Below are 17,382 nucleotides of genomic sequence, written 5' to 3' on the forward strand. Positions count from 1 at the left end.
ATGCGCCGCCGGATCCTGTTGCTCTCGGTCGGCATGACCACGCTGGTCGTGCTGGCGTTCGCCGTACCGCTGATCATCCTGTTGCGTACTTCGACGGCTAACGAGGCTAAGGACCAGGCGCGGTACCGGGCTGAGGCTGCCGCGTACTACGTCGGCGACGCGAACCACACGGCCGACGACATCACGGCGTACATCGACGGCCTGACCAACAACGGCCCGGGGACGATCTCGGTCCGGCTGCCGGACGGCACGACGCTCGGCAAACCCCCACCCGGCGGGGTCCCGGCGCCGAAGCCGCTGCCCGCCGGCTACAACGACGGCGATGACGACGGCCGGAGGGGACCGCCGACGGTCGGCGACGCCGACTACCGCGAGGTCGGTGGCGGGATGGCGGTCGACGTCGCCGTCGGCACCCCGGCCGGCCCGGCGTCGGTCTGTCTCTTCCTGACCGCCGACGAGCTGTACGCCGGCCTCGTCCCACGGGTGCTGATCCTGATCGGTGTCAGCCTGCTCGTCCTGCTGCTCAGCATCGTCGGCGCCGAACTCGTCTCCCGCCGGCTGGCCCGCCCCTTGGAGGAGACGGCCGGTACGGCGGAACGCCTGGCCAAGGGGGACATGGAGGCCCGCGCCCCGACGACCGGTCCGGCCGAGGTGGCGAAGGTCGGCGCCGCACTCAATCGTCTCGCCGACCGCATCGACGAGGTGATCGCGGTCGAACGCGAAGCCGTCGCCGACCTGTCCCATCGACTCCGTACGCCGTTGACCGCGCTCCGGCTGCAGGTCGAGGCCTTGCCGGACCGGGAGAGCGCCGAGGAACTCAACACCCAGGTGACCAGCCTGGAACGCACGCTCACCGCGGTGATCAGCGCGGCCCGCCGACCGCAGCGTGAGGGGCGGGTCCCGCACTGCGACGCCGTCGAGGTCACCCGCAGCCGCGCTGCCTTCTGGGAACCCCTCTTCGAGGACCAGGGCCGGGAGCTCTCCCTCGACCTCCCGACCCCACCCGCGATGGTCCGCTCGTCGGCCGAGGATCTCGCCGCCGCACTCGACGCGCTGGTCGAGAACGTCGTCGCCCACACGCCCGACGGCACCCCGGCCCGGATCACGCTCACTCGCGAACAGAACGGCGTACGGATCGTCGTCGCGGACAAGGGCCCAGGCATCCCGCTCGGCGCGGGGGAGCGCGGCCGCAGCGACCGCGGCTCCACCGGCCTCGGCCTCGACATCGCCCGCCGCTGCGCCGAAGCCGCCGGCGGTGACCTCACCATCCACCGCAACGAGGTCGTGCTGACCCTCGCCACGCCCTAAGGCGTGTCTCCTACGGCCGTGTCTGCGCGGTCACGACCGCGAGCGCTCGCTGGAGGTGTGGCGCTTCGTCGTCGGCCCGGGTCGCGGCGGCCAGGTCGACGGTGGCCTTGCCGACGAGCGGGCGATACGTCACCCCGGGCACCATCAGTTCCGCCACGGGCGCGGGCACCACGGCGATCCCGAGCCCGGCCGCCACGAACGTGACCAGCGTCGACGTCTCCGCGACCTCGTGCCGCACCCGTGGCTCGAACCCCGCCTCCCGGCAGCGCGCGACCACGGTGTCGTGCATCACCGACCGCCCACCGCCGGCATGGATCACGAAGTCCTCGCCGGCCAGCTCCTTCAACCGCAGGCGTGCCCGCGCGGCCAGCCGATGCCCGTCGGGGAGTGCGACGATGAGCCGATCCGCGCGCAGGACCTCGAGCCGCAGCGAATCCTCGTCGACGGGTGGACGCAGCAGTCCGAGATCGATCCGCCCGTCGAGCAGCGCGCCGACCTGATCTGGCGCGAGCATCTCGCCCTGGACCGAGACCTCGACGTCGGGCAGTTCGTCGCGCAACGTTCGGACGAGCTGCGGAAGCAGGCTGTACGTCGCCGAGCCGACGCACCCGATCACCAATCGCCCCTGTAGTCCGGCCGCCACCCGCTGCGCCTCGCCCGCGGCCGACGAGACCGCCGCGATGATCTGCCGGGCCCGGATCAGATAGGCCTCACCGGCGGCGGTCAGCTCGACGCGTCGCGTCGTACGGCGGAGGAGCTGCAGGCCGAGCTCGGACTCCAGTTGGCGGATCTGCTGGGACAACGGCGGCTGGGCCATGTGCAGACGGGCCGCCGCACGGCCGAAGTGCCGCTCCTCGGCGACGGCGACGAAGTACCGCAGATGACGCAGCTCCACGTTATTCATACTTGCAGAGTCTCGATCGAGCGCAAATGAGTATTTCTCCATATCGGTCATACCGGCCTACCGTCGAAGGCATGAGCGACGTGGTGATCTGTGAGCCGATCCGTACTCCGGTGGGACGCTTCGGCGGCGCGCTGTCCGCGCTGTCCGCGGCCGACCTGGCCACCGCCGCGCTCACCGAACTGGTACGGCGAACCGGTCTGCGCGAAGGTGATGTCGACGACGTCGTCCTGGGGCAGTGCTATCCGAACGGGGAAGCGCCGGCGATCGGACGGATCGCCGCGCTCGACTCGGGACTGGGGATCTCGGTGCCCGGTCGCCAGGTCGATCGCCGATGCGGCTCCGGTCTGCAGGCGGTGCTGGACGCGGCCGGCATGGTCGCGACCGGTGCGGCGAGGCTGGTTGTTGCCGGAGGCACCGAATCCATGTCGCAGGTCGAGCACTACGCGCTCGGGCTGCGGACGGGTGTTCGCGGTGGCGTCGAACTGATGGACCGCCTGGTCCGTGCCCGGGAGACCGCAGGTGGGAAGCATCATCCGGTCCCGGGCGGGATGGTCGAGACGGCGGAGAACGTCCGGCGCCGGTACGGCATCTCGCGCGCGGAGCAGGACGAATTCGCCCTGCGATCTCACCAGCGAGCTGTTGCTGCTCAGGCGAACGGCAGGTTCACCGGCGAACTCGTCCCGCTGGAGGTGCCCGGACGGCGTGGCGCCACCACACTTGTGGCCGTTGACGAGCACCCCCGCCCCGACACCACGCTCGAGGGGCTCGCGGCGCTGCGGCCGGTCCGCCTGGCCATCGACGATCAGGCGACCGTCACGGCCGGCAACTCGAGCGGTCAGAACGACGGCGCCGCCGTCTGCGTGGTCACGACGCGCGACGAAGCCGAGCGCCGCGGTCTCCGCCCGCTGCTCGCACTTCGCTCGTGGGCGGTCGCCGGTGTCGGCCCCGAGGTGATGGGCATCGGACCCGTCCCCGCCACCGCCGCGGCCCTCGACCGAGCCGGCCTCACCCTCGACGACCTCGACCTGATCGAACTCAACGAGGCCTTCGCTGCCCAGGTCCTCGCCTGCCTGCGCGAGTGGAAGGTCGATCCGGACGACGAGCGCCTCAACCCGAACGGTTCCGGCATCTCGCTCGGTCATCCACTCGGTGCGACCGGCGCGCGCATCCTGGCCACGCTGGCCCACGACCTGCACCGGCGCGGCGGCCGCTACGCCCTGGAGACCCTTTGCATCGGCGGCGGCCAGGGCATCGCCGCGGTCTTCGAAGCAGTCCGATGACCGCGATCGCTCACTTTCAGGAGAACGTATGAGTGTGGACAAGGTCGTCGCGACACCCGCCGACGCTGTGGCCGACATCGCCGACGGGACCAGCCTGGCGGTCGGGGGCTTCGGGCTGGCCGGCATCCCGTGGTTCCTGATCGAGGCGCTGCTCGACCAGGGCGCCGGTGATCTGACCGTGGTGTCGAACAACTGCGGGGTCGACGGCGCCGGCCTCGGCCTGCTGCTGGAACGAGGCCGGATCAGCCGCGTGATCGCGTCGTACGTCGGGGAGAACAAGGAGTTCGCCCGTCAGTACCTGGCCGGGGAACTGCACGTCGAGCTGACACCGCAGGGCACCCTGGCCGAGCGGCTGCGGGCGGGCGGGGCGGGCATCGGCGCGTTCTTCACCCCGACCGGCGTCGGCACGGTCGTCGCCGAGGGTGGACTGCCCTGGCGCTACGGCGCCGACGGGACCGTGGCTGTGGCGTCGCCGGCCAAGGAGGTCCGGACGATCGGCGGTCGCGAGATGGTCCTCGAGGAGGCGATCGTCACCGATGTCGCGCTGGTCCGGGCCGCGGTCGCCGACCGGGCCGGCAACTGCGTGTTCCACGCGGCCGCGCGCAACTTCAACCCGGTGGCGGCGATGGCCGGCCGGCTGACGATCGTCGAAGCCGAGCAGGTCGTCGACGTCGGCGTACTCGACCCCGACGCGATCCACCTGCCCGGTGTCTTCGTCCAACGCGTCGTACCGCTCACGCCGGAACAGGCCGCGCGCAAGAGCATCGAGAAGCGCACGACCCGACCGCGGTCCAAGGCCTGACCTGCCCTGAGCTTCGCGATTTAACTTGATTGACCGTCGGTCAGGTGGGTGTGAGACTCCGTGTCGTGTCCGAGGTCGCGAAGCTGCATGACGACGAGGTGGACATCGACGCGTCGTTGGTGGCGCGCCTGCTGGCCGAGCAGTTCCCGCAGTGGGCCGGTGCTCCGGTTCAGGTCGTCGCATCGTCGGGCACGGACAACGTGACGTTCCGGGTGGGTGCTGACCTGGCTGTCCGGCTGCCTCGTACCGAGTCGACGCAGGGTCAGGTGGAGAAGGACCTGACCTGGATGCCGCGGCTGTCCCCGCACCTTCCCCTGGCGGTGCCCGAGCCGCTGGCGCTCGGTGTGCCCGGTGCGGGCTATCCCTTCAGCTGGGGCGTGTACCGGTGGCTGGAGGGCGAGCCCTTCCAGTTGGATCAGCTCCCCGACCCGATGACCGCGGCGCGTGAGCTCGCCGAGTTCGTTCACTGTCTGCAGACGGTCGACACGACCGGGGCTCCGGTTCCGCCGGACGATCCGTTCAGCCGGGGTACGCCGCTGGCGCCGCGGGACACGCTCTTCCGCGAGGCGCTGGAGGAGTTGCGCGGAAAGCACGAGTTCGATACCGGACTCGTGCTTTCCGCGTGGGAGGCGTCGCTGGCCGCGGACACCTACGACGGTCCACCCAGGTGGATCCACGGCGACCTCATGCCGGGCAACGTACTGGTTGCCGACGGCAAGCTGTCCGCGGTCATCGACTTCGGTACGGCGCGGGCTGCCGACCCAGCGGGTGATCTCTTCGCGGCGTGGTACTTGTTCGAGGGCGACTCACGACAGGCGTTCCGGGACGCGATGGATGTCGACCACGACACCTGGGCCAGAGCCCGCGGCTGGGTCCTGTCCCTGGTCATGATCGCGATCCCTTACTACCGGACCCGCGATCCCGCCAGGGTGCGCGATGCCCAGCCCTTCATCGCCGAGATCCTCGCCGACTTCGCTGCGGAGCAGTGACCCACGTTTAGGTCATGATGCCGGTTCGGTCGCCGTACGACGTGGCAGACAAAGCTGCGCGGCGAGCAGCCCGGCAGAACCGACCAGGACCCACAGCGCCCAGGGGCCGATCGCGTACACGGCGCCGCCGATGAGCGGTCCGGCGCCCGTGCCGATCGTGTACGCGACGCCGTACAGGCCCTGGTAGCGCCCCGCCATCCGAGGCGGAGCCAGACTTCCCAGGTAGGCGGCCGCGACGGAGCTGGACATCATCTCGCCGAGCGTCCAGATCAGCACCGTCGCCGACAGCAGGACCATGCCGTTCATGAATCCGGTCAGCGCGAGACCGGCACCGATCAGCAGGTTGCCGATGGCAAGTACGTACTCCGGCCGGTACCGGGAGACCACGCCGGTGGTGGGCAGCTCCAGCACCAGCACCACCAGACCGTTGAGCCCGATGAGGAGACCGAAGTCGCGCGCGCTCAGACCGACGTCGCTGACGTGCAGGGGCAGGCCGACGGTGGACTGGATGTAGACGAACTCGCCGACCAGGGTCATCACCAGGAATCGCACCAGGGCGCGATCGGCGAGCGCCTGCCGGTACCCCACCGTCTGGTCCGCCTGTTCTTCCGCATCGTCCTGGTCGGACAGCGGGTGGGGCGCATCCCGCAGCAGCACCGCCACGACCACGCCGAACAGCAGGCATGCGGCGGCATTACCCAGGAAGAGTTCTGCATAGGAGGTGCTGGCCAGCACACCGCCGATGACGCCGCCCAGGGCAGCGCCGATGTTCATCGCGAATCGGAACACCGCGAAGGCGGCGAGCCGTTGCTGGTTGGTCGAGACGGAGTCGAGCAGCACCGCGGCCGCGGCCGGCCGGTAGATCTGCGACGTCACGCCGATGAGACCGACCACCGCGACGATGGCCGATAGTGGTCCGAGGGACGGCACGATCGCCGTCAGCCCGGCGGTGGGTACGGCGGACAGCACGATGGTCCACCGCCGGCCGATCCGGTCGGCGAGGTAACCACCGACGGCGTTGCCGAGCACGTTGCCCAGACCGGACACGCCCAGCACCAACCCCGCGGCGCCGGCGGAATAGCCGCGCTCGGTCAGGTAAAGCACGATGAACACGGGCAGGAAGTTGCCGACCCGGTTGACGAGGATGCCGAGGCTGATGATCCACACCCGGCCGGGCAGGCCGCGCAGCGCGTCGCGGAATCGCGGCTCGCCGACGTCCGACCGGTCCGGCGGCGCGGTGCTCACGCGATGGGCTCGGTGCGCACGTGGATCGCCGCGGCCAGCCGCCTGCCATGGGCGATCGCTTCGGTGGCGGTTGCACCGCGGGCGACGACGTGACCGACCTTGTCCTCGTTCCAGGTCAGCGGCGGTACTACGTCACCCGGCCCCACCTTCAACTGCAGGTCGACGAACGCCGGGTCCGCGCGTACGGCGTCGACGCCGGTCACCTCCACCACCCGTCCGGGCTCCGGCGTGAGGAACCGGACGGCCGCCCCACCTCGAGGCTCGGGCGACGTGGTCAGTGGCTCCACGAGGCCGAATCCGGCGCCCAGCGCGTAGCGCTCCATGTCGACGCCGTAGGCGATCTCGGCCAGGTCGTTGATCCGGTCGCCGCCGATGCGGTTGTGCGACTCGACGATCCGTGGGCCGCGCGAGGTCAGCTTGACCTCGGTGTGCCCGGGGCCGTTGCGCAGTCCCACCGCGTCGAGGAACTCCGTCACCAACCGGGTGACCTCGCGCAGCGTATCGGCCGAGCAGGCGCTGGGCTGCGAGTGCCCGATCTCGACGAAACCAGAGCCGCCGACCTCCTTGTCCGTCACCGCGACGACCACGTGCCGGCCGTCGAAGGACAGGGTTTCGACGCTGATCTCCGCGCCGTCCAGGAACTCCTCCATGAGGAACTCGTCGAAGGATTCGGCGTCGGACAGGTCCCCGATGACCCAGTGCCCGTCGTCAAGGGATCGGTACCGTTCGGCGACCACGTCCACGTCGGCCCGGTCGCGGACGCGGAACACTCCGAGGCTGCCCGATTCGCGGATCGGCTTGACGATGATCGGGAGCCCGTGCGCGTCGACGAACTCCCGAACGTCCCGCCCGGACCGGCCGACCGCCGAGGCCACCGGGCTGATGCCCCTCGCGGCCAGGTGCCGGCGCATCCGCCACTTGTCCAGCAGGAGTTCCACGGTGGCGACGGACTCGCCGCCGAGGCCGAGGGCCTCGTTGATCCGCGCCGCCGGCAGCAGTCCGAGTTCGAACAGCGACACGGCCGCCTGGAACGGGCACGCCTCGTGCAACGCGCGGACCAGCGGCAGGAGCCGGTCGATGTCGCCGTAATCGAGTAGTAGCGCCTGATCGACGTACGGCGAATGCTCGAACGCGTCCGGAAACTGGACGAGAACCACCTCCAGTCCGAGCTCCCGAGCCTTTCGCAGTTGTGCGAGCTTGCCGCCAACAAGCAGAACGCGAGGCCGTCCGGTGCTGACCATCTACTTCCTTCCGCTACGGGTCTACCTGCCGATGCCCCGAATCTGCTGGTCTGAGGTAGGCCCACACATCGGAAGTCCTCCCTATCCGCGCTCGTCAGCAGGTCCCTAGGGAGTCCGGGGAACGGCTCATGGCGCATGGTGGGGACATGGATCTTCACTTGAGTGGTAAGACGGCACTCGTCACAGGTGCGAGCAAGGGCATCGGATTGGCGACGACACGTGCTCTCCTGGCCGAGGGCGCCAAAGTCGTCGCGGCTGCCCGGACCGTCGACGGAGAGCTCGGCGCGTTACCGGTCGAGGCCGTTGCCGTCGACCTGAGTACGACGGAGGGCCCGGGACGTCTCGTGGACGAGGCGATCTCGCGGGTGGGCGGTTTCGACATCCTGGTGAACAACGTCGGCGCGGTTCGGCCACGGCCGGCCGGAGTCACCTCGGTGACCGATGCGGACTGGCTAGAGACGCTGACTCTCGACCTGCTGTCAGCGGTCCGGACGACCCGGGCCGCAGTACCCGTCCTGGTCGAGCGGGCGGGCGCCATCGTCACCGTGTGCTCGGTGAACGCGACGCTTCCGGATCCTCTGGTGATCGACTACAGCGCTGCGAAGGCCGCCTCGCTGAGCTTCTTCAAGTCGTTGTCCAAGGAGCTCGCGCCACGCGGCGTCCGCGTGAACACGGTCAGCCCCGGCCCGGTGGCGACGGATCTGTGGCTGGGCACGGGAGGCGTCGCGGAGACCGTCGGCGGTGCGGTTGGTGCCCACCCGGGCGACGTCGCGGCTCAGGCGGCGGCCGCGTCCCCCTCGGGTCGGTTCACGCGGCCCGAGGAGGTCGCCGACGTGGTGGTGTTCCTGGCCAGCGATCGCGCCGGCAATCTCATCGGCGCCGACATCATCATCGACGGCGGTCTGACACCCACCATCTGAGGCGTGCGTTCGTTACCGGACGGGCCAGGTTGCCTCGGTGACCTGGCCGCCGAGTACGTCGACGGTGAGGCGGACGGGTCCGTCCGGCAGGACGTAGAGGTCGTAACGGCCCGTGGGGACGTCGGCGAAGACTGCCGAATGGACGAGTTGTCCGTCGGGGGATGACCGGGGAACCACCGCCACGTGCGGAAGACGATGGCCCCCGTGCGCGCGCCCGTGTCCGTGGGTGCGCTCTTCGTCTTCGTGTGCGGGTGGTGGATCCCCGGCCGGGCGGCGTTCGATCTCGGCGTCGTCCAGGTCGGCAGGGGTGGTGACGACGATCGCGCCGACGCCGTCGCCGATATCGAGCAGGACCGAGGAACCCTTGCCGGCGTGGGGATTCTCCTCGGCGTTCGTCAGTGGCCTGGTCATGACACTGCGGGCAGGCCCGGCTTGGACGAGTAGCCGCCGGCCGGAGTACCGAGGTACGGGAACCAGTTGAGGTAGTCGGAGTTCGTGTTCGACGTGCCGTCCTTGATCGCCCCGGCCGCGTCGTCGGGCTTGAAGCCGGGATCGACCAGCGGAATCGTGAGGCCGGCGATCGCGCGGAGTTCGACGGTGACGACGTCGTCGAAGACCCGACGCCCGTTCGGGAAGCCGGCGGCGTCGCCTGCGACCAGGCCGAGCGGATTCGGCTTCTTCGCCGGCGGTACGGCGACGTTCAGCCGCAGCATGTCGGCTTGGACCGTGCCGGTGAAGTTCTGGAAGCCGGGTACGACGCCCTTCGGAATACCGGTCAGCAGGATCGCGGCCAGATCGGCCCGCGCCTTCTTGTACGCCGCCAGCCGCGGGAACACACCCGGGTAGAGCACCGGCAGCAGTCCCGCGAGCTCCGGCTTGGTGACGTACTGGGCAAAGGCCTTGTCGTCCTTGGGCGCGCGGCTGTTCCACCGGTCCTTCTCCGCCATCGGCACGATGACCTCGTTGAACAGTGGGTTGCCCAGCCGGGAGACCTGCCTGAAGGGGCCGTGCCAGATCGGGGCGCCACCCAGGTCGTCGAGGATCCGGGACTCCTGGCGGCTCGCGCTGGCGTAGACGCCGATGACGGACTTCGGATCCAGCACGTCCTTAGGAGTCTTGCCGTCGCGGGTCAGGTCGCTGATCGGGACCTGGAGCGCGATCGTGTGCACGTTGGATCCCTGCAGCCCGTTGACGCCCATCGCGGCCGCGGACGGGATCAGGTGGGCCATCTGGAACGGCCGCAGCGTGCCGAGGTCGAAGATGCTGCCCAGGTCGGCGAAGAACCCGTCGGCGCGCTGCCCGGCGAACACCTGGCGATTGCGGCCGATGGTGTGGATCGCCGACCGCGCCAGCTTGGCGTAGTTCGGCGTACTGCGGACTCCGACGTTGACCGGGGGAGCGGCCAGGTCACGCGCGAGGATCCGGGCCTGGCCGTTCTCGACGCGGGTGACCGAGTAGAACTGCGGACGGTTCCAGTTCGGGTCCGTGAGCGAGGTGATCGGGCCGGTGTTGTACAGGAACGTCTTCTTGTTCCGGATCTTGGCCTGGAAGCGGAACTGGTAGCTGATGTCGGCGCGGCCGGTGCCGCTGTTGGAGATGTGCAGCTGGTAGAGCACGTCGTCGCCGAACTCGTAGAAGTTCGGGCCGCCGTACGGGAGCTGGAACGGGATGAAGTTGGCGATGATCGTGACCGTGTCCGGTTTGTCCGGGGACACGAACGCGTACACGTCGGTGTTGTCGGCGACCGGATCCTTCGAGATCTCCGGCGCTTCGCGGTGCGAAGACATGACAGATTCCTTCCTCAGGCTGTGGTCTTGCCGGCCAGGCGCGCGGCCAGCTCGCGATCGGTGATCAGGACCTCGCGCTGGCCGACCAGGATCGCCAGCTGCCCTTTCTTCACGTTCTTGACGTGGACGACGAACGACTCGGCGCTGGCCAGGTCGGCCGGCTGCAGCGGCTTCGCGGCATCTGCGGAATGCTCACCGAAGATCTTCGGTGCTGCGACCGCACCGACCGCGGCCGCGGTTCCAGCGCCCGCGAACACCAGGAATCCGCGGCGTGTGGCGTCACTCATGACTGTTCCTCCTTGTCCAGTGACCACCGGCGTCCACCGGCCGTCGAGTGTCCTTCGACGCGGTCCGCCGCCTGGATAGGCCTGGAGGAGAAGGCAATCGCCACGAACCCTGACCGTCCGAAGGTCAGGGTTCGTGAAGCGATCGTTTGTGTTGGTGCTGTCCGGTCAGCGGGTGGTGGAGACCGCCGCCGGGGTGTCGGGGCTGAGGTTGCCGGCGTGGATGATCAGGAGGTTCGCGGCGACCGTGAGGACGAAGGCGGCGGCCACGACCCGGTGGTCGAGGCTCCACAGCGCCAGACCGGCCAGGCCGAAGAACGCGATCTTGACGATGGTCGTCACCACCGGGCTGCCGTAGTCCGCAGTCGGTGCGGCGAACAGGCCCCACACGATCGCCGCGGTCACCGGCAGGCCGATCGCCAGCAACACCCGCAGCGCGAGGTGGTCGCCGGTGCGCCAGCCCCACCAGGCGAAGATGCCGAGGCCGGCAAGCTCCATCCCGAAAGCCACGCCGAGGTTGCTCCAGCGCCAGATCTCGTGCATCGCCGTACGCTCCTCACATTTCCGAGAGCAGTGCTCTCTCTTATGTCCAGTGTGGGTCATTCCTGCTCGGAAAGCAAGAGCACTGCTCTCGAAAGTTGCCACCGCTCTCGGCCGCGACGACAATGAGGCGATGACGGAGACCACGCGGCAGCGCCAGCACCGGCAGACGATGGCCGACATCCTCCGGATCGCGCACCAGCAGCTCGCCAGGGAGGGCGCCGCCGCCCTGTCCCTGCGGGCGATCGCTCGCGAGCTCGGCCTGGTCTCGTCGGCGATCTACCGCTACGTGCCGAGCCGGGACGAGCTGCTGACATTGCTGATCGAGGAGTCGTACAACGCGTTCGGCGACGCCGTGGAGGCGGCGGAGTCCCGCTGCCGCCGCGACGACCTGGGTCGCCGCTGGCTGGCCATCGGCCGTTCGGTACGCCGCTGGGCGGTCGCGAACCCAGCCGAATGGGCCTTGCTCTACGGCAGCCCGGTCCCCGGCTATCACGCGCCCCCGGAGCGGACCACAGCCGCCGGAAGCCGCGTACCCCTCCTGATACTCCGTCTGCTCGCCGACGCAAAGATCAAGCCGAGGCCCGAGGATCCCCCGATGACAGCCGCACTCCACCGCGAACTGGACCGGCTGCGCCCAGGCCTGCCCGGCGAGCTGGCCCCAGAGGTGCTCGCCCGCGGTCTACTGGCGTTCTCCTCGCTGTGTGGCCTGGTGAGCCTCGAACTGTTCGGCCAGTTCACCAACACCGTCACCCAGTTCGCCGGCCACCTCGATCACCAGCTAGCCCGCCTCGGCGCCGTACTCGGCCTCCCCGACCCAGCCTGACCAAGCTGCTCATTCAAATGCGGCGACGTCCAGGACTGCGCGGGCGAACGCTTCCGGAGCCTCCTGCGGCGGGTTGTGGCCGATGCCTGGCAGTTCGCGCCGATCGAAACCACCGATGAACAGCGGCTCGTCGACACTCGAGTCGTCGGCGCCGAGGCCGTCGGCGAGGGCGTCGAGCGCGATGGTCGGCACGGTGATGGCGGGCGTGGTCGCCAGCAGTTTCTCGAGGTCGTCGTAGCGGGGGTCGCCGGCGGCCGCGCCGCGACGGTGCTGGTAGGAGTGGATCACGGTGCTGACGAAGTCGGGATTGTGCAAGCTGGGCGAGGTCGCAGCAAAGGCGGCGGCACAGTCTGCCCAGGTCGGCGACCACTGTCGCCACAACAGCCCGCAGAGCTCGTCGGTGTAGCGCTCCAGTCCGGCACGTCCGCGTTCGGTGAGGAAGTAGTGGGTGTACCAGGCAGCGCTCTCGGCTTCCGGCGGCGCCGGCTCGGCGGACCGGGCGATGTCCTGGATGTTGTACCCGCCCACTGTGACCAGGCCGGTGACCCGCTCGGGCGCCACGGCCGCCGCGATGCAGGCCGCCCGGCCGCCCCAGTCGAAGCCGCCCACGACGGCGCGTTCGATCTCGAGTGCGTCGAGCAGGTCGAGCAGATCCTGGCCGAGCGCACCCTGCTGACCAGAGCGCAAGATGTCGGCGCTCCGATACCGGGTTGGCCCGAATCCCCGGAGGTACGGGGTCACAACGCGCATCCCCGCATCGGCGAGGACTGAGGCCACCTCGTCGTAGCAACGCACGTCGTAGGGGAAGCCATGGAGGAGTACGGCGGTCGGACCGTCTGCCGGCCCTGCTGCGTCGTAGGCGATGTCCAGGACCGGTGTCGAGACGGTTCCCGACTTGTTCACACCGCTCGGATCCATCGAGGTCCTCCTCGTCGATCGACTGCTGCCCAGTTCCATCAGCCTCTCACTGACACCCAGCCGGGCCGGTGGCCAGGTCGTGTCAGGCTGGCGGCGGAGTGGTGTCAGGGCAGACCGGGATGGTTGTCTGCATGACGAACAACAGCACTTCCTCGATCACCCTGACCGACCAGGACAAGCTCACCCTGGCGACCGCCGCGCACGGCGCTGTCGCACTCATCGCCGCCGCCGGCGTGAAATCGGCCGGCAAGGTCGCCGTCGCCGGCGCCCTCGCCCTGGCCTCCGCGACCGGCCCGGTCGGGCACGCGCTCGCCGAGAAGCAGAAGGGCGTGAAACTGAACGGCAAGTCCACTGCCGAGTTGGCCGACAAGGTACTGCCGGCCCTGACGGCATCCATGAGCCTGCTCAATCAGCAGGACCCGGCCGAGGCCGCCAACTTCCGCAGCACCGTCGTCACCTCGATCGACGCCGGCGCCCGAGCCGAGCGCGGCGGCACCGGCCCCGCCATGACCGAAATGATCCGCAAAATCACAGAAGCCCTCGACGCCGCCTGACGGGCATCTCCCGTGCCGGCGCCCAGCACTGAAGACCTGTTTCGAGGGCAGCTTGTCGAGCTGCGGCCGGTGAGGAAGTGAAGAACCCGCGGCGCCTCGACCGGGTCACAGCGTCGGCTCGGCCCCGAGCTCTGGCCGGCCGGTCACGGTCCAGCAGCCGATGCAGGGAAGGAATGCTGATCCGACCGCCTCCTCCGTGGTTAAGGTGCTGTGGTGCCGGACGTGGTGAACTTCATCGTGCATGATGCGCCCGCCCTTCGCGGCGAGAGCAATTACATTGCAAGGATCGACCTCGCTCCCTTCGAGTTCGAGGGTCAGATCGAGCAGGTTTGGCTGCAACGAACGGGCGACGACGGTGAGGCCGTGCTGTGCTGTATTCCGTTCCGTGCCTACGGCCTCGCATTGCGCGACACGGTTCGGATCTCGGCCGAAAGCACTGTGATCGAACTCGTCAGACGTTCAGGACATCGAGCCTTGAGGGCTCTGCTCGCGGAGGCGGATGCAGAGCAGATCCGGATGATCAAGGCAGAAATTGATGCTCGGATCTCGCGAGCAGGCTTGCTGTTCGAGTGGAGTGGTGATCGGCATGTGGCGATCGACGTACCACCCGGTGCCGATGCGGAATCAATGATGGACTACTTCGAGAGAGGGGAGGCTGCGGCTCACCTGTATTGGGAATGGAGTGACGTCGAGCGGTTCCGTATCTGAGCCTCCAGGCCACCTCGGTGCCGGCACGGGGCACGCTTCACATTCGAGAGCCTCCATGACTGCGTCGCCATCTGGATGCCTCGGTAGGTGTGGCTCGAACTAGCGCCGCGCCAGGAAACGTCGAGGTCGTTACCGCGCGTGCCTTCCGCCTGGGTCAGTTTCAGGGGAGAACCTCGCAGCTGCACCCTTCTACCCACCGCATACCTGGGGTGAAGGGAGTACATCAGGGGTGAACCCCGCACCTGGCCGCCGGGGCGGGCTTCGGGGTGGTGGTCACTGCGGATTACCTCCCCAACCTAGCTTGACGCGGCACCAGGCAGGATCGTCGACCATGCCGGTACGACGTCCGCGACGCGTCCTGGGTACAAGGGCTTGATCCCGTACCGCGTCTACTTCCCGACCTGCCACAGATACCAGGCAGGACTCAGCCGCACCTTCTACATCCGCGGTCTGTGAGTCAGGGGCCGAGGCTTCCTGTTCTGTGCGGGCGGCCTCGGCCTTCTGGCTTTCCAGCCGTCTTCGTTCCGGCTGGCCTGGCGACCTTCGCGATGGTTGCGTTCGGCGTACTCAGCGCACGCCTCGACCCGTGCCTCTGACGGTTGCCGGAACTCCGGTTCCGGGGTCGCGACATATCCGGTGAGAGCCCCTCGTGGCGGACGATCTGGAGGTGGCGGAGTGACGACGGTGGTGCTGGGGGGATCGGATGGGTTGCCGGTCCAGGACGGGTTCTGGTTCGCACCCACCGAGGGCCGCACGAAGTGGGGTCCCTACGACGCGGACGATCCCGCGCGCAAGGACTACGTTGTCCGCGGGTACGACGCGAACGACCGGCAGGTCTACGCGACCACCGATCCCCCGGACACCCGGGAATGCACGCTTCCGTACACCAGGACCTCCCGCGACGGCACGACGACGACAGCCACCCCGACGGTCGCGCCCGTCTGCAAGTACTACGACCGGCCGTCCTGATCAGTTGCGTCAGGCAACGTCGATGACGCGGGCGGTGGGTGCCGCGATTCGCCGCAGGACGACGAGCGGGATCGGGCGGTCTGTCCGCGAGCCGAAGCGTCCGACATCCGGGTAGCGGGCCACCACCTCCTGCCAGAGCTCGTCGCGCTCGGCCCCGCCCGCTTCCGCCGCGTGCACCGCAACGACATCGGTGCCGATCTCGACTGCGGCGTCCGGATGAGCTCGGAGATTGTGCAGCCAGGCGGGATCGCTCGGCTCGCCTCCGTTGGACGCGACGACGACCACGCGGTCGCCGGCATGGCAGGAGTACACCAAGGGCGTGACCCGCCGCGCGCCGGTTCGCGCCCCCACGTGGTGCAGGAGCAGGACGGGCGTTCCAGCCAGCGGGCCGCCCAGGCGGCCGCCGTTCGCGCGGAACTCGGCGACCACCTGGCTGTTGTCCGCAGCTGTCATGAGGCGAATCCGTAGGTCAGCGCCACCTTGCCACGGTCGAGCTGCCGTACGTCGAGCAGCTCGGCACTGCGGCGTGGTGACGTCGCGAACAGCGCGGTGCTGTCCGTACCGGCGACGAGCGGGTACGTGATCAACCGCAGCTCGTCGACCAGGCCGGCGTCGATCAGGGACGCCGTGATGCGCGCTCCACCGACAAGGTAGATGTCCTTGCCCGGCTGCTGCTTGAGTGCTGCCACGTCGTCGACCGAACGCAGGAAGGTCGTGTTCGGCCACGACGTGGTCTGCAGGGTGCTGGACAGCACGTAGTGGGGCGTCTGCTTGATGAAGTCGGCCCACTCCCGCTCGGCCGGCGTCGGCGGCTCGCTGGTGAGCCACGCCGGCGTCTCCGGCTTGGTCTGGATCCCGGTCCAGTACGTCTCGTAGCCGGGGTACATGCCTCCGCCGAGCAGGCAGGCGTCGATCTGCGGCGTCAGGCCGTAGTCGTCCGACCACGCCTCGACCCAGTCGGCGGTACCGTCCGGGCCTTCCACCTTCGCGTCGAGCGACATCTTCATGGCGGCGATGAGCTTGCGCATTGCGTCCTCCGTCTGCTGTGCGGCCGCCCATCGTCGGACGACCTACACAGACAGACCCGCACCGGTCCGCCGATTCGTCGTGCGCAGCGAAAGTTCTATTCGGACGGCAGTCCGAACGCCGGGAACAGGGCGGAATCCTGGAACGCGACCATGCGCGTGATGCCGGTGGGAGAGACGGTCAGCACGATCACCGCGTGCGCGCGGTGGACGCCATCGGGACCGCGTGAGTACACGCCCAGCGCGTCCTGATCGTTGGCCCGGATCCGGACGGTGCGCAGACCACCGGGCTCGAGCAGCAGGTTGGCGCCGAGGAAGCGGGCCACCGGATCGCGGCCGGCGAACCAGGTGAGCAGCGGCGGCATCTCCAGGGTGGCGTCCGTGCGCAGCAGCTCGGCCACCGCGGCGGCGTCCGCACGCTCCATCGCTGCCGCGAACCGCTCGACGAGTCCACGCCGCTCCGCCTCGTCCGGCTCCGCGACGTCGTCGACGGCCGGCGTCGAGCGGGCCACGTCGGCACGAGCACGCCGCAGCGCGCTGTGCACGGCGGTCGGGGTTGTCCCCAGCAACTCGGCAACCTCGGCAGCCGACCACTGCAGGACATCGCGCAGGATCAGTACGGCGCGGGACCGGGCCGAGAGATGTTGCAACGCGGCGACGAACGCGAGCCGGATCCCCGCCCGCGACATCGCCACCGCCGCGGGGTCGTCCGGGAGGTCACCGAGGAGAATGTCCGGGTACGGCTGAAGCCACGCCACCTCCGGTCCGGCCACCAATGGCACATCCGGGTCGGTACTCGGGGCGCCGAGACCCGATGGCAGCGGCCGGCGGCCACGACGCTCGATCGCGGTCAGGCAGGCGTTCGTGGCGATGCGATACAGCCACGTCCGCGCCGATGACCGGCCCTCGAAGCCGTCGTACGACCGCCACGCCCGCAGGTAGGTCTCCTGCACCACGTCCTCGGCCTCGTCGATCGAACCGAGCATGCGGTAGCAATGCGCGAGCAACTCGCGGCGGTACGTCCCGGTGAGCTCGGTGAACTCGACACTCGTCGTCACAGCTTCCCAGGCTACGTCGCGATC

At 69.2% G+C, this 17,382-nt stretch carries 20 protein-coding genes; 9 read left to right on the forward strand and 11 right to left on the reverse strand.

Features of this window, described 5'->3' with window-relative positions; genetic code table 11:
• Positions 1-1,308: a sensor histidine kinase gene (locus OG555_RS21685; protein ID WP_329484756.1), complete on the forward strand. Its 1,308-nt coding sequence runs from the start codon at positions 1-3 to the stop codon at positions 1,306-1,308.
• Positions 1,309-1,318: 10 nt separating this feature from the next.
• On the opposite strand, the gene OG555_RS21690 is transcribed toward OG555_RS21685, so the two are convergent.
• Positions 1,319-2,212, reverse strand: a complete 894-nt coding sequence (locus tag OG555_RS21690; protein ID WP_329474340.1) for a LysR substrate-binding domain-containing protein — start codon at positions 2,210-2,212, stop codon at positions 1,319-1,321.
• 71 nt (positions 2,213-2,283) lie between these two features.
• Between OG555_RS21690 and OG555_RS21695 the strand changes: the two genes are divergently transcribed.
• From OG555_RS21695 to OG555_RS21705, 3 genes are all read left to right on the forward strand, one after another.
• Positions 2,284-3,492: an acetyl-CoA C-acetyltransferase gene (locus tag OG555_RS21695; protein WP_329474341.1), complete on the forward strand. Its 1,209-nt coding sequence runs from the start codon at positions 2,284-2,286 to the stop codon at positions 3,490-3,492.
• Positions 3,493-3,520: 28 nt separating this feature from the next.
• Positions 3,521-4,294, forward strand: coding sequence for a CoA transferase subunit A (locus tag OG555_RS21700; protein ID WP_442914437.1), 774 nt, complete (start codon positions 3,521-3,523; stop codon positions 4,292-4,294).
• Positions 4,295-4,359: 65 nt separating this feature from the next.
• The gene (locus OG555_RS21705) at positions 4,360-5,283 is read left to right on the forward strand and encodes an aminoglycoside phosphotransferase family protein (RefSeq protein WP_329474342.1); all 924 of its coding nucleotides are present in this window, start codon (positions 4,360-4,362) and stop codon (positions 5,281-5,283) included.
• A gap of 12 nt (positions 5,284-5,295) precedes the next feature.
• Here the strand turns inward: OG555_RS21705 and OG555_RS21710 are convergent, their stop codons facing one another.
• Together OG555_RS21710 and OG555_RS21715 are read right to left on the reverse strand one after the other, a co-directional pair.
• Positions 5,296-6,528 carry an MDR family MFS transporter gene (locus OG555_RS21710; protein ID WP_329474343.1) on the reverse strand — a complete coding sequence of 411 codons (1,233 nt, stop codon included), beginning with the start codon at positions 6,526-6,528 and terminating at the stop codon, positions 5,296-5,298.
• Positions 6,525-7,769, reverse strand: a complete 1,245-nt coding sequence (locus OG555_RS21715) for an ATP-grasp domain-containing protein (RefSeq protein ID WP_329474344.1) — start codon at positions 7,767-7,769, stop codon at positions 6,525-6,527. Before OG555_RS21715 ends, OG555_RS21710 begins: the two co-directional genes overlap by 4 nt.
• Before the next feature lie 146 nt (positions 7,770-7,915).
• On the opposite strand from OG555_RS21715, the gene OG555_RS21720 reads away from it, so the two are divergent.
• Positions 7,916-8,689 carry an SDR family oxidoreductase gene (locus tag OG555_RS21720; protein WP_329474345.1) on the forward strand — a complete coding sequence of 258 codons (774 nt, stop codon included), beginning with the start codon at positions 7,916-7,918 and terminating at the stop codon, positions 8,687-8,689.
• A gap of 12 nt (positions 8,690-8,701) precedes the next feature.
• Here the strand turns inward: OG555_RS21720 and OG555_RS21725 are convergent, their stop codons facing one another.
• From OG555_RS21725 to OG555_RS21740, 4 genes are all read right to left on the reverse strand, one after another.
• A complete protein-coding gene (locus OG555_RS21725) occupies positions 8,702-9,100 on the reverse strand; it encodes a hypothetical protein (RefSeq protein WP_329474346.1) in 399 nt (132 codons plus the stop codon).
• Positions 9,097-10,476 carry a DUF4331 domain-containing protein gene (locus OG555_RS21730; RefSeq protein ID WP_329474347.1) on the reverse strand — a complete coding sequence of 460 codons (1,380 nt, stop codon included), beginning with the start codon at positions 10,474-10,476 and terminating at the stop codon, positions 9,097-9,099. The genes OG555_RS21725 and OG555_RS21730 overlap by 4 nt, the downstream gene beginning before the upstream one ends.
• Positions 10,477-10,490: 14 nt before the next feature.
• On the reverse strand, positions 10,491-10,763 hold the full coding sequence (locus tag OG555_RS21735) for a twin-arginine translocation signal domain-containing protein (protein ID WP_329474349.1): 273 nt from the start codon (positions 10,761-10,763) through the stop codon (positions 10,491-10,493).
• Between the two features lie 165 nt (positions 10,764-10,928).
• Entirely contained in the window at positions 10,929-11,303 is a 375-nt protein-coding gene (locus tag OG555_RS21740) for a YrdB family protein (protein ID WP_329474350.1), read from the reverse strand.
• Between the two features lie 130 nt (positions 11,304-11,433).
• On the opposite strand from OG555_RS21740, the gene OG555_RS21745 reads away from it, so the two are divergent.
• Positions 11,434-12,126 carry a TetR/AcrR family transcriptional regulator gene (locus OG555_RS21745; protein ID WP_329474351.1) on the forward strand — a complete coding sequence of 231 codons (693 nt, stop codon included), beginning with the start codon at positions 11,434-11,436 and terminating at the stop codon, positions 12,124-12,126.
• Positions 12,127-12,135: 9 nt separating this feature from the next.
• On the opposite strand, the gene OG555_RS21750 is transcribed toward OG555_RS21745, so the two are convergent.
• Positions 12,136-13,044, reverse strand: a complete 909-nt coding sequence (locus OG555_RS21750; protein WP_329474352.1) for an alpha/beta fold hydrolase — start codon at positions 13,042-13,044, stop codon at positions 12,136-12,138.
• 131 nt (positions 13,045-13,175) lie between these two features.
• On the opposite strand from OG555_RS21750, the gene OG555_RS21755 reads away from it, so the two are divergent.
• The 3 genes from OG555_RS21755 (at position 13,176) to OG555_RS21765 (ending at position 15,275) form a co-directional block, all read left to right on the forward strand.
• Entirely contained in the window at positions 13,176-13,598 is a 423-nt protein-coding gene (locus OG555_RS21755; RefSeq protein WP_329474353.1) for a hypothetical protein, read from the forward strand.
• Positions 13,599-13,811: 213 nt separating this feature from the next.
• Positions 13,812-14,306, forward strand: a complete 495-nt coding sequence (locus tag OG555_RS21760) for a DUF4265 domain-containing protein (protein WP_329474354.1) — start codon at positions 13,812-13,814, stop codon at positions 14,304-14,306.
• Between the two features lie 675 nt (positions 14,307-14,981).
• Positions 14,982-15,275, forward strand: a complete 294-nt coding sequence (locus tag OG555_RS21765) for a hypothetical protein (RefSeq protein ID WP_329474355.1) — start codon at positions 14,982-14,984, stop codon at positions 15,273-15,275.
• Between the two features lie 9 nt (positions 15,276-15,284).
• On the opposite strand, the gene OG555_RS21770 is transcribed toward OG555_RS21765, so the two are convergent.
• From OG555_RS21770 to OG555_RS21780, 3 genes are all read right to left on the reverse strand, one after another.
• Positions 15,285-15,728: a nitroreductase family deazaflavin-dependent oxidoreductase gene (locus OG555_RS21770; protein ID WP_329474356.1), complete on the reverse strand. Its 444-nt coding sequence runs from the start codon at positions 15,726-15,728 to the stop codon at positions 15,285-15,287.
• Positions 15,725-16,303 (reverse strand): dihydrofolate reductase family protein, encoded by a 579-nt coding sequence (locus tag OG555_RS21775; RefSeq protein ID WP_329474357.1) that lies wholly within the window; start codon positions 16,301-16,303, stop codon positions 15,725-15,727. The genes OG555_RS21770 and OG555_RS21775 overlap by 4 nt, the downstream gene beginning before the upstream one ends.
• 95 nt (positions 16,304-16,398) lie before the next feature.
• Positions 16,399-17,358: a sigma-70 family RNA polymerase sigma factor gene (locus tag OG555_RS21780; protein WP_329474358.1), complete on the reverse strand. Its 960-nt coding sequence runs from the start codon at positions 17,356-17,358 to the stop codon at positions 16,399-16,401.
• Between the last annotated feature and the right edge of the window lie 24 nt (positions 17,359-17,382).

This window comes from Kribbella sp. NBC_01484 (genome assembly GCF_036227145.1).
In the GTDB taxonomy this organism is placed as follows: Bacteria; Actinomycetota; Actinomycetes; order Propionibacteriales; family Kribbellaceae; genus Kribbella.

Excerpts from the sequence above, each read along its gene's own strand:
- OG555_RS21685 (WP_329484756.1), top strand. The coding sequence starts at position 1 with ATGCGCCGCCGGATCCTGTTGCTCTCGGTCGGCATGACCACGCTGGTC.
- OG555_RS21690 (WP_329474340.1), bottom strand. The coding sequence starts at position 2,212 with ATGAATAACGTGGAGCTGCGTCATCTGCGGTACTTCGTCGCCGTCGCC.
- OG555_RS21695 (WP_329474341.1), top strand. The coding sequence starts at position 2,284 with ATGAGCGACGTGGTGATCTGTGAGCCGATCCGTACTCCGGTGGGACGC.
- OG555_RS21700 (WP_442914437.1), top strand. The coding sequence starts at position 3,521 with ATGAGTGTGGACAAGGTCGTCGCGACACCCGCCGACGCTGTGGCCGAC.
- OG555_RS21715 (WP_329474344.1), bottom strand. The coding sequence starts at position 7,769 with ATGGTCAGCACCGGACGGCCTCGCGTTCTGCTTGTTGGCGGCAAGCTC.
- OG555_RS21720 (WP_329474345.1), top strand. The coding sequence starts at position 7,916 with ATGGATCTTCACTTGAGTGGTAAGACGGCACTCGTCACAGGTGCGAGC.
- OG555_RS21725 (WP_329474346.1), bottom strand. The coding sequence starts at position 9,100 with ATGACCAGGCCACTGACGAACGCCGAGGAGAATCCCCACGCCGGCAAG.
- OG555_RS21730 (WP_329474347.1), bottom strand. The coding sequence starts at position 10,476 with ATGTCTTCGCACCGCGAAGCGCCGGAGATCTCGAAGGATCCGGTCGCC.
- OG555_RS21735 (WP_329474349.1), bottom strand. The coding sequence starts at position 10,763 with ATGAGTGACGCCACACGCCGCGGATTCCTGGTGTTCGCGGGCGCTGGA.
- OG555_RS21740 (WP_329474350.1), bottom strand. The coding sequence starts at position 11,303 with ATGCACGAGATCTGGCGCTGGAGCAACCTCGGCGTGGCTTTCGGGATG.
- OG555_RS21745 (WP_329474351.1), top strand. The coding sequence starts at position 11,434 with ATGACGGAGACCACGCGGCAGCGCCAGCACCGGCAGACGATGGCCGAC.
- OG555_RS21750 (WP_329474352.1), bottom strand. The coding sequence starts at position 13,044 with ATGGATCCGAGCGGTGTGAACAAGTCGGGAACCGTCTCGACACCGGTC.
- OG555_RS21755 (WP_329474353.1), top strand. The coding sequence starts at position 13,176 with ATGACGAACAACAGCACTTCCTCGATCACCCTGACCGACCAGGACAAG.
- OG555_RS21770 (WP_329474356.1), bottom strand. The coding sequence starts at position 15,728 with ATGACAGCTGCGGACAACAGCCAGGTGGTCGCCGAGTTCCGCGCGAAC.
- OG555_RS21775 (WP_329474357.1), bottom strand. The coding sequence starts at position 16,303 with ATGCGCAAGCTCATCGCCGCCATGAAGATGTCGCTCGACGCGAAGGTG.